Genomic DNA, 13517 nt, shown 5'->3' with positions numbered 1-13517 from the left:
CTAATCCCCTGCCTCGTACACCAGGCGGCGCATCTCCTGTATCTCCTCGTTTGTGGGTATCTCCTCAGGGCACACCTCCCTGCACGTCCCGCAGGTGGTGCAAAGGTACAGTCCCTCCTCCACAGCTATTGCCAGGCGGTTGAGGTCATCGCGGGGGTCATGTACAAAGCGCGCTATTATCCTGAAGAGCATTGGACCTGCAAACTCCTTGCTGTGGGTATGCGAGGGACAGGAGCTGAGGCAGGAGCTGCATTCTATGCAGCTCTTTAGCTTCTCCAGCCTCTTGAGGTCCTTTGCCAGAAACCTCTCTATTCCGTCAGCCTTCTTTCTGCCCCTGTGCAGGTAGGGGCGAAGCGAGGCTATCCTCCTGTAGCTCTTCTGTGTAGCAACCACCAGGTCCTTTATCACAGGAAAGTTTTTCAGAGGCTCCAGGAGCATCGCATCGCCTACATCGGTTCTGCACGCAAGCACAGGTTTGTGGTTCGCGAGCACTGCACAGGAACCGCACTGCCCTGCCCTGCAGGAGCTTCTGTAGGCGATGTTTGCGCCGTAGCGCTCATTTACCTGCTGCAGGGCGTCGATTATCTTCATATGGGGATGGTGCTCTACCTCATAGCTCTCATATCGAGGCTCATCATCTTCCTGCGGGTTATAACGGAAAACTGTAATCTTCATTCCCAACCCTCACGGTGCCAGTTTGGTTATTACAGGCTCGACGGTTTTCACAAGCATGCCATCCGCAGCCTTTGCCACAGTGATGTTCTTAACCCAGTGCAGGTCTTCCTCAGGGTAGTCGATGCGGAAGTGTGCACCCCTGCTTTCTGTGCGCAGGAGGGCACTCCGGGTTATCATCTCTCCCACCAGCAGCATGTTGTCCAGTTCAACTGCAGCGAGCAGCTGGAGATTGTACCTCAGCCCGCTCTCAACAGTGACCATGTCCAGCTTTTCCCGTAGTTCGGCTATGGCGCGAAGCGCATCTTCCAGGCTCTGCCTGCTGCGCATTATTCCAACCTTCTCCCACATTATGCGCTGAAGCTGGCTTTTAATATCATAGGGCAGCAGGCCCTCACCTGCCTCAAAGCGGAATATCCGCCGGTGCTCCTTTTCCAGGGCTCTGTAGTCAACCTTTGCATACCCGTGCCTCTTGGCCTCCCTCGCAGCGCTCTCGCCAGCTATAGCTCCGAAAACCTGCGTCTCTGCCAGAGAGTTGCCTCCCAGGCGATTGGCTCCGTGCACCCCGCCGTTGACCTCACCGCAGGCGAAAAGGTTGGGTATGGTCGTGCTTCTGCAGTCTTCGCGGGTACGCACACCTCCCATGAAGTGGTGGGCACTCGGCGACACCTCCATTGGCTCGCGTCTTATGTCCACGCCCACATCCAGAAACTGCTTGAGCATTGTGCCAAGCTTCTGCGCTATAATCTCATCGGGCACATGCGTAAGGTCGAGGTAGACCCCGCTGTGCTCAGTACCTCTGCCCTCTGTTATCTCTCTGAATATGGCCCGCGTGACAACATCGCGCGTGGACAGCTCCATCCTCTCAGGGTCGTACTTCGCCATGAATCGCTCGCCCAGCGAGTTGTACAGCTTGCCTCCTTCTCCACGCACCGCCTCTGTTACGAGGAGGCCACTGGCAGAGGGCGGATATACCATGCCCGTGGGATGGAACTGCACCATCTCCATGTCCACGAGCTCTGCACCCGCATTGTAGGCCAGGGCATACCCATCGCCTGTCTTCTGGTAGGGGTTTGTGGTTATGGCATAAAGCCTGCCGGCACCGCCGGTGGCGAGAACAACAGCCTTTGCCTTGAAGAGAAGGAAGCGCCCGTGTATCAAATCCAGGCCTGTGGCACCGGTAATTATGCCGTCGCTGGTTAAGAGCCTGGTTATTGCAACCTCCTCCAGAATCTCCACGCCAAGGCGGTAGGCTTCCTCCTTGAGGGCATTCATAATCTCATGCCCGCTCCTGTCCCCGCGGTGCACCGTTCTGCGAAAGCGTTGCCCGCCGAAGTAGCGCTGATCAAACTTCCTGGGTTCGAGCCTGTCGAAGGCTGCGCCGAAGGCTTCAAGGTCGAGAACGCGCCCGGGTGCATCTCTGACGAGAATCTCAACCAGCTTCTGGTTGTTCAGGAAACGCCCGCCTACCACTGTGTCCTCGAAGTGGTGCTGCTCATTGTCCTCGGGGTCTAGAAAGCCAAAGGCTGCGTTGTAGCCGCCTTCTGCCATAACAGTGCAGCCGCTTCTCCCGAATAAGCCTTTGACAGCGAGGAGCACCTCAACATTATGGCGTCTCGCCTCTATCGCAGCCCTTGCCCCGGCGCCGCCGCCACCTATCACCAGGACATCACATTGATAAACGTCGTCAACCAGCTCCACCATGGCAATGCCTCGTCCCTTAGCAAGAGGTTACCGAAGGGAAAAATTCCAAAAAATTTTTCAAGGTTATGCTATTTGCAGCTTCTGGGCCCGTAACTCAGTCTGGCTAGAGTGGCTGGCTCTTAACCAGTTAGTCGCGGGTTCAAATCCCGTCGGGCCCGTTACATTTCTTTTAAAAATAGCGGTATTGGAGCGCAGCGAAAATACCGCAATATGATGATGCAACTGTCTGCAGTTGCTGATCAAACTTTCTGAAGTTTGTTCTGAATTCCTTCCCCCGCATACATTACTTCTCTGAGATAAGACTATGCGAGTCGTGTGATGCTTTTGACCTTGTCGAAGTCGCTGTCAAAGGAGAGGATACTTTTGATATTCCGGAAACTCATCACATAAACTGAGACAGCATCTGCAACTGAGAGTGTACCGTCGTACTTCAGAAAAATCTCCATTGCTTTTTCCAGCATATCCATAGTTACAAAGGTCACTTCGCAATTGTCGGAGATGTATTCGTATACAGCCTGCCCAGCCTTACCACCTCCCCGGGCTCCTACTGCCGTTACGCTCTCTGAAATTATCAGATCGGTTACCACCAGCTCATCATCTACATTCTTGGATAGTTCTTTAGCCCTTTTATGCCACTGATCCTTCTTATCAGCAATTGCAATGAAATAAGAAGAGTCCACAAAGATCAAAGCTCTCCCCTCTGAGCTTTCTTCTTCGAGACTACAGCATCGCCTCCTACAGAGATTATCCCAGTAATATCCTCCAAAGTTTTCTTTTTCTTGGGCTTCACCAATGCGGCATTGTCCTTTTCCTCCCACACAAGACTATCCCCTGGTTTGAGGCCCAGTTTCTCCCTTATTTTCTTGGGCACAACAGTCTGATATCCCTTTGAAATTTTGGTCTTCATGATAATCTCCTCTTTGTATGTTTTTTATTTTCACATTAAAATATCTAATTGTGAAATACAGCCAATATCCCCTTTTGATTTACAATCCCCTCTGCCTGCCCTACAGCAACTCCTTTCTGTACTGTCTGTGAGCAAGCTTTGTCTCCTCTCTGGTGTTGCCAGCGAACACTGTAATGCGCTGCCCCGGTGCCCATATATCACTAAAGGTGAATCTTTCAGTCGCACCCGGCTTTTCGAGCATCGCCTTCTGTTCACTGCCGAGCAAGCTTCCCACAACCTCTCCCACACCATCTGGAGCTTTATGTCCGCCGAGGATAACTATATTCTTCTCCGACTTGTAGGAGGCGAAGTTCTCGGGCAGCACATGCACAACCTCATAGCCCGCGTTGCGCAGGTATTCGAAGAGGTCGCTGGCAAGAGCATAGTCTATAAGGTTGGCGAGTATCACGATTTTACCACTAACCTTCGATTTGAGATGGGAAATTATGATTAACTGATTGTCTGGGTTAACGGCTATGAGGTCGTCCAAGTACCCGTCGCCATCATAGTCAAAAGGAGCCAAAAACCTAGCACCTGTTTTATTGTATGGTGAGATCTCCTCATTACCATCGAGGTAGTAGCCAACCTGTTTCCCACCTCTTATTGCATATACCACACTGCTTTTTCCCATAGCAAAGCTCTCTGTCCTTCCATCGGCATTGAAATCAATTGCTACGGCATCTTTAAATTTTCCAATATAATAGAACTGCTTCTCACCGAGAGATGTGATTTTGTAGAGAGAAGAGGAAAGGACAAATACACCGTCATCCACATCAAGCTGAAGAATCTTCAAATTCGTACCACTTTCATAATCAATCTCGCTTTCCCATATTTTGCTACTTCTATTAAAGGATAAAACATTCCCTCTAAAATCAACTGCAATTATCTCGGATGAATATCCATCTGAATCTAAATCCACTGCCTCAATCTTCATGATTCTATATTCGAAGTATTCCTTCCCAAACTTTTTTATCAAATTGCCTCCCGAAGAGATTATAGATAGAGCATATCCCTCCGAAACAGCCACCCCTTCTTTAACGCCGTCTTGGTCTATATCCATCGCCACAATATTATCTCCCCGTCCTGATATTTCCCTCTCCCAGAGCTCTGCTCCATTTTTATTAAAGGTTACTATTTTATTCACCAGCCCAACCACAATTTCGTCCTCATTGCCATCACCATTTAAATCAGCGATGGCAATTGAGGATACACTGCTTGGAAGTGTTTTATTTTCCCAAATAAGCTCACCTTTATTATTGTAAACTCCAAGATACTTGCTTCCCACAACTATCCTGGAGGTGTCCCCCGGGGTTGTCATTGAGGCTAGCGCAAAAGAACTGCTTATGGGCACTTCAAAGCTTTTATAAATTTCTGATGTTCCAAAGTTTATTATCCTCACTTTTCCGGTTGCCGAGTCGAATACAACGATGGCATCGTAGCCTCCATCGGCATCAGCATCAATATAAGAAAAGTAGGCATCGCCCGATACAGTTGCATAGGAAACCGGAATGTAATCTTTAGCGAACTCTTCGGTGAGATTTTCAGCATATACCGTAGGAAGAATAGCAGCAAACATCACAAGTGCAAACAAGCCACCCCATCTCATGATTACATATTGATAATCGGGGGATATATAATACTATCGCCCTAGCCCACCTAGGATGCCTATAGCTCCTTTACTATCACAAAAAGAGACGTCAACCAAAAACTGGATTCGTGTGATGCTTTTGACCTTGTCGAAGTCGCTGTCAAAGGAGAGGAAAGCCAAGAATATCTAAATCAAAAAACAAAAAGAAGAAAAGGTAAAGAGGCGAGAGCCTCTCTACAGTGCTGCTGCCAGAGCATCCGCAGCCGCCTTTGTTGCTTCTCTGTTCTTACCGGCTACAATTATACCGGAGAAGCCGGTTGATGGGTAGTCTCCTATGACCTCTATGTCGCCATCGCTGGTGTACCAGTCAACCTTGCTCTTACCCGCAGTTACGAGATCCGCCACGAGACTGTTCGCGACTGGACCGCCGATGAGCACAAGGTTCATGTTCTTGCTGGCGGTATCCTCGTCGACTATCTCAAGCTCTGGCACCTTCTCCTCGCCCTCTGTAACGGTAAGGACTATAAAGGAACTCTTATCTTTGTCTAGGAAATTCTTGCCAGGCTCCTTCTTGGCCTTAATCTTGGTACCGCTGGAAACTGTGGTCTCCGCAGATGCTCTTACCCTGAGATATGGCGGCGTACCATAGTCGAACTCTATGGTATAAAGAGTGTCATCTAGCGTCTGGATCTCGTCCTTCTCAAGAGTCAGTGTAGGACCACGGAACTGAACCTCAATGTTGGTAAGGGTCGCCGACTCATTCAAGTCACCATCAGATACCTTGCCCGCCTGATCTGGGAAAACTACCTTATTGTAGCCAAGCATGTCTTCCTTGTCATGCTCCAGAGTTACTATGCTGTCAGGTGAAACGTACAGAAGCGTCGCTGCACTACCCGTGGCTGCCTTAACCACCAGTGTACCATCAAGGTTATCGCCCATCCAGGAAGTCTGATTCCAGTTGGTAGCATTTATCCAGGGCTGAATACCCGGACCCTCTATCCACAGCTGAACCATGCCACCACTGCTTACATTGTACACCGCAACCTTCTTGCCCTCTACTTCCCAAGTCTTGTCAAGTTTAGTGTCCGCAGGAAGTGTGGTAGTCTTTGGAATACCTATCTTTATAATGTCATTGTCGGCATCCACCTTGGTGACAAAGAACTTCTGATCCCTGATCTTTAGCTCTTTCCCCGCATCATCATCAACGTATCGCCACTTCTTTGGTATGATAGCTTTGAGGTACGGCGTAACGTCAATCATTTTGCCCTCTCTGTCCCACCTTATGGCATTGTACAGCAGATAGTCATCCTTCTTCTCAGGCTTGCCATCACCATCGGAGTCAAAGTACAGACGAATGGTATCATTCTTGCCATCACCACTAACATCAAAATCTGTGGTGTCTGTGGTATCTATATCACTGTCAAGATTCTTCGACAGCCAGTTTATATTTATCTCACCACCCACACCGGTAACCGCCAGCTTGGTCTTCGCAGCCTCTGCAATTATCTCAGCACTCGCGGTATCAGCGGCCTTACCGGGGGCGTCTTTACCCACAACAAGCTGCGCCTTTGCCACGCCGTTGTCGGCGAGCATTGAGGCCTTGAAATCACTGGGCACAGTAACAGCTGCTGCCATGCCCACAGTTGCTCCAATAAATAGAGCACCCGTTGCAATCGCTCCTATTTTCTTCAAACTTACCATATTTATCCAACCTCCTTTTCAGGGTACCTCCTCTTCCTATACTAACCGGAACCCCGGTATTTATACCTTTCGATATTTCCCGGGGTTACCCGTTTCGCCACCGGGCGATAGGGTGACGAAATAGTCTTCACGGGTTGACTTCATAAGAAGGCGGTATATAAACCTTTCGAAAGACAGGAAAACAATACCTGCCAGAAAAGCATATATATCGCTTACTATAAGGAACCTAACAATAAAAAATTAATGTGATTGTATTTCATGGAGCGGTGCAGGCATATGGGGAAGGTCAGATATGTGGTTTTGCTTGAAGGGGAGGTACAGAAAGGAGGTTTCAGAAGTTTCATCAAAAAGCAAGCATTGATGCGTGGAATTACCGGCTATGCTGAGAACCTCTCAAGCGGGGAGATGCTTGCCGTGCTGGAGGGAGAAAGCAGAGACCTGGAGGAGTTGCTAAGGATTATAGAAGAGGAAGCCCCTGCATACATTAGAGTTGGGAGAATAACCAAAAGAAAGGAAAAATACACTGGTTCTTTCACAGACTTCGAAAGGAAGGGCATGGACGTTCTTCCCGAGCTCGCTGAAGGCTCCACGAGAGAGATTCTCAATTCTATGGCTTCAACCCTTATATCCCTTGACGACAAGTTTGAAGTTGGTGTGGAAAGGCTTGGAGAGATAAGCAGCAAACAGGATAAAACAATAGAGATTCTGAAGGATGTGAAGAAAGACACGTCCGCAATGATCGAAAAACAGGATAAAACAATAGAGATTCTGAAGGATGTGAAGAAAGACACGTCCGCAATGATTGAAAAACAGGATAAAACAATAGAGATTCTGAAGGACGTGAAGAAGGACACGTCCGCAATGATCGAAAAACAGGATAAAACAATAGAGATTCTGAAGGACGTGAAGAAGGACACGTCCACAATGATCGAAAAACAGGATAAAACAATAGAGATTCTGAAGGATGTGAAGAAAGACACGTCTGCAATAAATAACAACACAAAAAACATGCCAGACATGCTTCCAAAAATATTCGACGAGCTCGACAGAATAAAGAAGGCTCTCATCAAAGCCGGGATTGAAATTTAGATTAAAAATCAGCTACCCCTGGCGGAGCATATAATAAAAATATAAATTCGATTTCTCTCAGTTTTCTTCAATCGATACGCCCGTTAATGTTTGTAATAAATAGCCTAGGAGGTAGCAGATGGAAAGCATCACCCAGTTCCTCGCCGGTGCACCACCCGAGATGATTGTGGTAGCAGTCGCAGCCCTGCCGGTGTCAGAGCTTCGCGGGGCAATCCCCATGGCCCTGAAGATATACGGCATGGACCCCTGGAAAAGCTATTTCCTGGCGGTGCTCGGAAACCTCATGCCCGTGCCGGTGCTGCTCCTCTTCCTAGGCAGGGTTGAAAGCTACCTCAGGCGCAGGTTCTCAATTTTTGAAACCTTCTTTTCCTGGCTATTCTCGCGAACAAGAAGGAGAACCAGTGAAAAGGTAGCGAAATACGGCGCTCTCGGTCTGGTACCCTTTGTGGCTCTACCTCTGCCTATCACCGGAGCCTGGACCGGCGTTGCCGCGGCCTATGTGCTTGGAATAAAGTTTCGCTATGCCTTTCCTGCAATAGTACTGGGCGTGTTAATAGCCGGTGTAGTTGTCACCCTCGCATCCCTGGGGGTGGTTAAGTTTCTGAGTGTGTAAGCTCGAGCAGGTGCGTGCCATCGCAGCTCTTTGCGGTATTGAGGTTGAACCCCTCCCTGCAGGTGGCAAAGGTTATCCCATGTCTATCACAGGCCTCGGGTATGCGTTGCATAAGCTTCTGACGCAGCTCTCCGGGCAGGTAGTATGAGTTCTGCACCCTTGTACCCCTCTCAAAGTAAAGTGCTTTCAGCTTCGCGGCAGTTTCTGGGAAAGCTTTGCTAAAGCGGCGCCAGGAATCGGGACGGGGTTTGAAAGTCGAGGAGGTTACATGGGCCACGCCTATCGCAGAAAGCTCTTTAACCAGAGCCGTTGCATCCTCGTTTATCCCAGGGATAATCGGGTCGATTCTGCAAACAGTGGGAATGCCGCGCTCCGTCAGGCTCTGCAAAGCGCGCAGCCTGCGCTCCGGCGAGGGCGCGAAGGGCTCAAGCTTTGCCGCTATACCCTCATCGAGGGTGGTTATCGTCATGGCAACCACCGCCCGCATCCCCGCGAGAAGGTCAGCATCCCTCACCACGAGGTCGCCCTTGGTAACAATCTCCACCCTGAAATCCCTCAAAAGCTTCAGACAAGCGCGCGTCTGCCTGTAATCCTTCTCCAGGGACTGGTAAGGGTCTGAGCTGTTGGAGATGGTTACAGGAATGCGCGGGTCGAGCTTTGGTATGCTGCGCTTAACCTGCCTCAGCAGGTCCCTCTTCAGCCTGGCCTCAAAGCCCCGGGGGATATAGCTGGTGATGTAGCAGTAAACGCAACCGTGGGAGCAGCCCGTATAGGGGTTCAGGGAGTACTTTCGCGGGCAGGTGCATAGCTTTGAACCCCAGGGGTCAAACAATGAGATTGTCATGCGGCTTCTTCCAGAGCGAGGTTAACCTCTTCTCCTTTAGCTCCCTTGCCTTGCGGTCCAGGAAGCGGTACACAGCGCTGTGCGGCTTGCCCTGCACCAGCATGAGTACAGCCTCGCGGGCAACCTGTACCTCATCAATATGGCCAAGAATTACAACACTCTTGCCGTAGACGCTCATGTCCACACCCGTGGTTTCCTCTATGTAGCGCCGCGTTTTGCCCTTGGTGCCTATTATTCTCGCTTTCTGGCGTATGAGCGCCTTGGGGGTGCGCAGGTAGTCGTTCAGGTCGATGAACTCCAGAATATAATCATCCCGGGTGAGTTTCATCGCCTTCTCCGGGTTCATCCCCCTCCCTATCGCCCGTACAATATCCCGAGCAACCCATGCAGCCAGAGGCTCGCCCCCGGCATTCTCTATGGTAACCGCTCCCTCCTTATCCACGCTAATCTTAACCTTGAGCTTGGATTCAATCCTGCGCTTCACCTCACCTTTTCTGCCGATGAGCACGCCTATCCTTTCCTTAGGAATCTTCAGATACTCCACCATTATCACCACAGGAGGTTATATAATTATAAACTTCATCATAATCCACAGAAAAATACCTTCTGAAATATCTCGTCAGGTTTTCAATATCTCTGCGAAGAAACTCTGAAGCGAGGGGATGGTCCCTAACAACGCCGGAAGACAGGTCTATTATCACCGGCATGCCCTCTTTAACCAGAACATTGTACTCGCTCAGGTCTGCGTGCACAATGTTTGCGAGGCAGTACAGCTTTTTAACATTGGCAAGGAGTTCTCTGAAAAACTCCTCTGGTCGAGGGAGCCTCTCCTCCTTGAGCATCGGCGAAGGCGTCGCATCGCTTCCGATGAACTCCATTATAATTACATTATTCTTAAAAGCTATGGGCTTTGGCACGCGCACGCCGGCGAGGTAAGCCCGCTCCAGGTTTTTAAACTCCTTCCTCACCCAGGTGTACACTATACCCCGCCGGTTTTTCTTGAATCCTGTAAAGCGCGGGTCCCCCTCTATATACCTCCTCATAGCCCTGAAGTCGCTCGCAGTAACGCGGTGGATTTTGACAGCAAGCGGCTTACCCGTGCTATCCTTGCCCAGAAATACGTTGGACTCCTTACCTGTTTTAATCACCCCGTAGAGCAGGTCAATGTATCCCTTATTGGCAAGCGTGTACAGGGTTAGAAGCGTGGCTTTATCAAAAACCTCGCTCGCTACCTTCAGGTCCTCCAGACCCTTAACCTTCTTACGCAGTGCGTCAAGCTCGCGCTCCAGCCTCGAAAGCTTCTTATCAAGGTTCATAACTTCTTAAATAAGCCCCATATTGATAAGGCGGTCAACCTGAGGCCTGGTGTAGCGCCAGACAACGTCGCCCTTCTTATCCCCCTGCACCTTCCAGGGCCTTACTATAACCACATCACCAACCTTAATCCATATCCTGCGCTTTAATTTACCAGGGATGCGCACCATGCGAAGTTTATTATCCTTGCAGCGCACCAGCATGCGTGAGCCACCGGACATCTGTTCCACTATCCCAAGAACCTCATCATCTTTAGGTAAACGAATTCTCCGCAAAGCAGCCTCTTCGTCCTCTTTCACTACTGCCAATAAATCACCTCTGTAATTATCTCTCCAATTGCTTTATAAAAGTTCCGTGAAATACATTAGCACAGGATAAATGTTATCTCTAACATGAGAACCGTTGCTTATTCAGAGGTGTAACTCCGCACACAAATAAGTGTGGAGGGGGCTTTAACTGCCAAATTTGATGCATATCAATGCCAATGCCTCATACAGAATTACTAAGAGGGCGATAAACTATATATATGCAGAATTTTTAAAGGAGTTATTACTATCCTGGAGAGCGAGGTATGGCAGAGAAAGCTGAAAGCGGAGCAGAGGATATTGTAAGCCGTCTTGAGGCACTGCGTAAACGTGCCCCTCAAAAGGCAGAGGCCGCACCTCCACCTTCACCGCCCTCTGACGACAGGAGGAAGAGACTCTACAGGATTGTGGGGATTGCGGTTATAATAATCATAATTTTTGGCCTCTTTTTCACAGGCTACAAGCTTTTGATAAAACCCATGGAAGAGAAAGCAAAAGTGGCAGAGGAAGAGGTGATAAAGGCAAAACAGGCCCTGGAACAGGCCAAGAACCAAAAGACAGCCGCAGTTGAACAGGCCTTTTCAGGGCTCCCGTCAAAGTATGCAGCTGAAAAGGACGAACTCATTACTAGGATAAAGGCTGCAAACAGCATAACTGAGGTTAGGAGCATCGACATAAGGGGAGCCGCCAACCGTGCCTGGCGCGCATATCTCAGCGACGAGGCGGCGGCAAAGAAGGAGGTTTTCGGCGAGGACAGGATGCTGATGCTCGCTGGCAATCAGACATACAAGGGCTACAGCAAGATAACCTCTGCCATCTCGCGCCTGGACTTCACCATCCTCAGAAGCACAGTTATTGAGCAGATACGCACAGTGTTCGTACCGGTGAGGCTGCCCAGAGCCCAGGCCGCAGGCGGTTTTATCATGCCGGATGACTTTGTGAATATCTACTACAAAAACAATACAGAAGCCGTGGGGATTGTTACCGACGCCCGGGTGGTTGCAATACTCAGAGCCGCCGCCTCCATAAGCCTGAGCGAGAGTGAAAACAGGATAATCTCAGGACAGGGGGGTGAGGCAAAGGGTGAAGGCTCAATCTCCACAGGTGGTGTTAGCTCGCTCACCGGGCCCATAAGTATAGGGGTTAGGCAGAGCAGGTCCTCCACAACCTACGTGGTGAACCTGGAAGAGGTGCAGAAAGCCGCGGCTGCAAACAAGATAGACCCGGGCTATATCGAGGATGTTCTCAGCAACTATGGGATAAAGCTCAGCCAGCTTGAGATAGAGAGTCAGGTGGGCAATTTCGATGAGGAATATCTGATTCTTCTGGAAATGAGGGAAGAGGAAGCAAAGAGCCTGATTTCCAAGTACCTCTCAAGCAAAGAGAAGGCAAACCTCCAGATGGTACTCTCCAAACCTTCGTCCTGGATGGAACAGGAGAGGTGATGGCGATGCGCACAGTCGCTCTCCTAATTGCTCTCTTTCTCAGCCTCTCGCTGGTGCATGCCAAAGATGTGGGCTTAGGTCTGGCAGAGTACGGATATATCACACCCTCAGAGATAACCACCTCCATAGAGGCGACAGTGGAAAATCGCGGATTCTACCGTGTCTTCGTTGCCCTGCCTAAGGGGTGGGAGCTGGACATGAGCGAGTACAGTGTCCGCTCCTATGCAATCAGAGAGTACGGGCTGTGGAGAATCTACGGAGAGGACGAGGATTCAATGCTCTCCCAGGGTAAGGTGTATACCGTCAAGGGACTGGTGCCCAAGAGTGCAGTCACAATTAAAACCAGTACAGGCACCTATACCGGCTGGTATCTGAAGCCGAATGAGGGTCTCAAGATTAAGATAAAAACAAAGGCAATCTCCGGTGAGGGTACTGTTGACCCCATGAAAATTGAAAAGCTGTATCCCGGTATAAAGGTGCTGAAGTGGTATGAGACGTTTGAATTGAAACTCCCTTCGGGTACCTTCGGCTGGGTTCGCGCGCCTTGGGTGGTGAGGGGCGCCACCCTGACTGAAGCATCACCAGCACCCTATGGTGAGGCATCAAGAACAATAACAAAGGATAAGAGCTTCGCCGGTGTTGAAGGGCCAGAAGGCGAGTATCTCGAGGTAAGCGTTGACGTGCCTGCATGGAATGAGTGGCTCCCCCTGAAGAATTCCCTGGCCTATGCTTTGATTTCAAAGCCTCTGGCAAAGACAAACCTGGAGTTTGTGGAGATTGAACCTCTGGATTATACCCGCCCTGTCTGGGACACAGAGAAGCACAGAACCAGCGTAATATACTATGCCTACGAGTGGAAGCGGGGGGAGGAGATAAGCGGCATCACATTCTTCAGGGATGACGTGAAGGTTGTGCCATCCTGGATGGAGCTGTTCTAGGTGGGTTTATGCCAGAACTCAGCCATCGTGAGGTCTGCGCCTTTGAGGCGGGAATCAAGCTCGGTGCACTCTTCCACCAGTTTATAGGCACACCTGTGAGCATGGATTCCAGGACGAGCCTTGAGGAGGCGATTCGCAGGGCAGTGATGAACCAGCCCCATGTAAAGAGGGTGGAGGTGAGGATAAAGCCAGAGGTTCTGGAGCGCGCCTCAGAGAATGCCTTTGGATACGCCTCTCTTTCGCCCGAGATGCTTGAGGCAAGTGTGTGGATAGAATACGAAGGGGTAACCTGCCGGGGAAAGCTGGGTTACATTGAGGAGAAGAAGTACCCACTCATGACGCTCGAATTTGAGTAGCA

General features: G+C 50.0%; 15 protein-coding genes and 1 tRNA gene. 6 read left to right on the top strand and 10 right to left on the bottom strand.

What is annotated here, in order from left to right:
* Entirely contained in the window at positions 1 to 675 is a 675-nt protein-coding gene (locus tag ACXJJW_RS00360; protein ID WP_456473732.1) for a 2Fe-2S iron-sulfur cluster-binding protein, read from the bottom strand.
* Positions 676 to 684: 9 nt separating this feature from the next.
* Positions 685 to 2376, bottom strand: a complete 1692-nt coding sequence (gene tfrA, locus ACXJJW_RS00355) for a fumarate reductase (CoM/CoB) subunit TfrA (protein WP_456473731.1) — start codon at positions 2374 to 2376, stop codon at positions 685 to 687.
* A gap of 83 nt (positions 2377 to 2459) precedes the next feature.
* Here tfrA and ACXJJW_RS00350 point away from each other — a divergent pair.
* A tRNA-Lys gene (locus ACXJJW_RS00350) sits at positions 2460 to 2534 on the top strand.
* Positions 2535 to 2678: 144 nt separating this feature from the next.
* Here ACXJJW_RS00350 and ACXJJW_RS00345 read toward each other — a convergent pair.
* The 4 genes from ACXJJW_RS00345 to ACXJJW_RS00330 all read right to left on the bottom strand — a co-directional run bounded on the left by ACXJJW_RS00345 (position 2679) and on the right by ACXJJW_RS00330 (position 6611).
* Positions 2679 to 3056 carry a type II toxin-antitoxin system VapC family toxin gene (locus tag ACXJJW_RS00345; protein ID WP_456473734.1) on the bottom strand — a complete coding sequence of 126 codons (378 nt, stop codon included), beginning with the start codon at positions 3054 to 3056 and terminating at the stop codon, positions 2679 to 2681.
* A gap of 5 nt (positions 3057 to 3061) precedes the next feature.
* The gene (locus tag ACXJJW_RS00340; protein ID WP_456473730.1) at positions 3062 to 3283 is read right to left on the bottom strand and encodes an AbrB/MazE/SpoVT family DNA-binding domain-containing protein; all 222 of its coding nucleotides are present in this window, start codon (positions 3281 to 3283) and stop codon (positions 3062 to 3064) included.
* 100 nt (positions 3284 to 3383) lie between these two features.
* Complete coding sequence (locus ACXJJW_RS00335; RefSeq protein WP_456473729.1) at positions 3384 to 4928, bottom strand: hypothetical protein; 1545 nt, start codon at positions 4926 to 4928, stop codon at positions 3384 to 3386.
* Positions 4929 to 5144: 216 nt separating this feature from the next.
* Positions 5145 to 6611: an S-layer protein gene (locus ACXJJW_RS00330; RefSeq protein WP_456473728.1), complete on the bottom strand. Its 1467-nt coding sequence runs from the start codon at positions 6609 to 6611 to the stop codon at positions 5145 to 5147.
* Between the two features lie 276 nt (positions 6612 to 6887).
* On the opposite strand from ACXJJW_RS00330, the gene ACXJJW_RS00325 reads away from it, so the two are divergent.
* Both ACXJJW_RS00325 and ACXJJW_RS00320 read left to right on the top strand, forming a co-directional pair.
* Entirely contained in the window at positions 6888 to 7700 is an 813-nt protein-coding gene (locus ACXJJW_RS00325; protein WP_456473727.1) for an acylphosphatase, read from the top strand.
* A 118-nt stretch (positions 7701 to 7818) separates the two neighbouring features.
* Positions 7819 to 8313, top strand: coding sequence for a COG2426 family protein (locus ACXJJW_RS00320; RefSeq protein ID WP_456473726.1), 495 nt, complete (start codon positions 7819 to 7821; stop codon positions 8311 to 8313).
* Here the strand turns inward: ACXJJW_RS00320 and ACXJJW_RS00315 are convergent.
* Genes ACXJJW_RS00315 through eif1A form a run of 4 tightly spaced genes read right to left on the bottom strand, consistent with a single transcriptional unit; the run spans position 8294 to position 10770 of the window.
* Entirely contained in the window at positions 8294 to 9157 is an 864-nt protein-coding gene (locus tag ACXJJW_RS00315; protein WP_456473725.1) for an SPL family radical SAM protein, read from the bottom strand. The genes ACXJJW_RS00320 and ACXJJW_RS00315 overlap by 20 nt on opposite strands.
* Positions 9138 to 9704, bottom strand: a complete 567-nt coding sequence (locus ACXJJW_RS00310; protein WP_456473724.1) for a KH domain-containing protein — start codon at positions 9702 to 9704, stop codon at positions 9138 to 9140. The genes ACXJJW_RS00315 and ACXJJW_RS00310 overlap by 20 nt, the downstream gene beginning before the upstream one ends.
* A complete protein-coding gene (locus ACXJJW_RS00305) occupies positions 9679 to 10473 on the bottom strand; it encodes a serine protein kinase RIO (RefSeq protein WP_456473723.1) in 795 nt (264 codons plus the stop codon). Before ACXJJW_RS00305 ends, ACXJJW_RS00310 begins: the two co-directional genes overlap by 26 nt.
* Positions 10474 to 10479: 6 nt before the next feature.
* Entirely contained in the window at positions 10480 to 10770 is a 291-nt protein-coding gene (gene eif1A / locus ACXJJW_RS00300) for a translation initiation factor eIF-1A (RefSeq protein ID WP_456473733.1), read from the bottom strand.
* A gap of 272 nt (positions 10771 to 11042) precedes the next feature.
* On the opposite strand from eif1A, the gene ACXJJW_RS00295 reads away from it, so the two are divergent.
* From ACXJJW_RS00295 to ACXJJW_RS00285, 3 genes are read left to right on the top strand one after another with little or no spacing between them, the layout of a single operon-like run.
* On the top strand, positions 11043 to 12221 hold the full coding sequence (locus ACXJJW_RS00295; RefSeq protein WP_456473722.1) for a DUF515 domain-containing protein: 1179 nt from the start codon (positions 11043 to 11045) through the stop codon (positions 12219 to 12221).
* 5 nt (positions 12222 to 12226) lie between these two features.
* Positions 12227 to 13159 carry a hypothetical protein gene (locus tag ACXJJW_RS00290; protein WP_456473721.1) on the top strand — a complete coding sequence of 311 codons (933 nt, stop codon included), beginning with the start codon at positions 12227 to 12229 and terminating at the stop codon, positions 13157 to 13159.
* An 8-nt stretch (positions 13160 to 13167) separates the two neighbouring features.
* The gene (locus ACXJJW_RS00285) at positions 13168 to 13515 is read left to right on the top strand and encodes a dihydroneopterin aldolase family protein (RefSeq protein ID WP_456473720.1); all 348 of its coding nucleotides are present in this window, start codon (positions 13168 to 13170) and stop codon (positions 13513 to 13515) included.
* Positions 13516 to 13517 lie beyond the last annotated feature (2 nt).

The sequence above is a fragment of the Candidatus Pyrohabitans sp. genome, assembly GCF_054014795.1.
The sequence above is the reverse complement of the archived record's forward strand: the minus strand, read 5'-3'. Positions and strand labels throughout refer to the sequence as shown.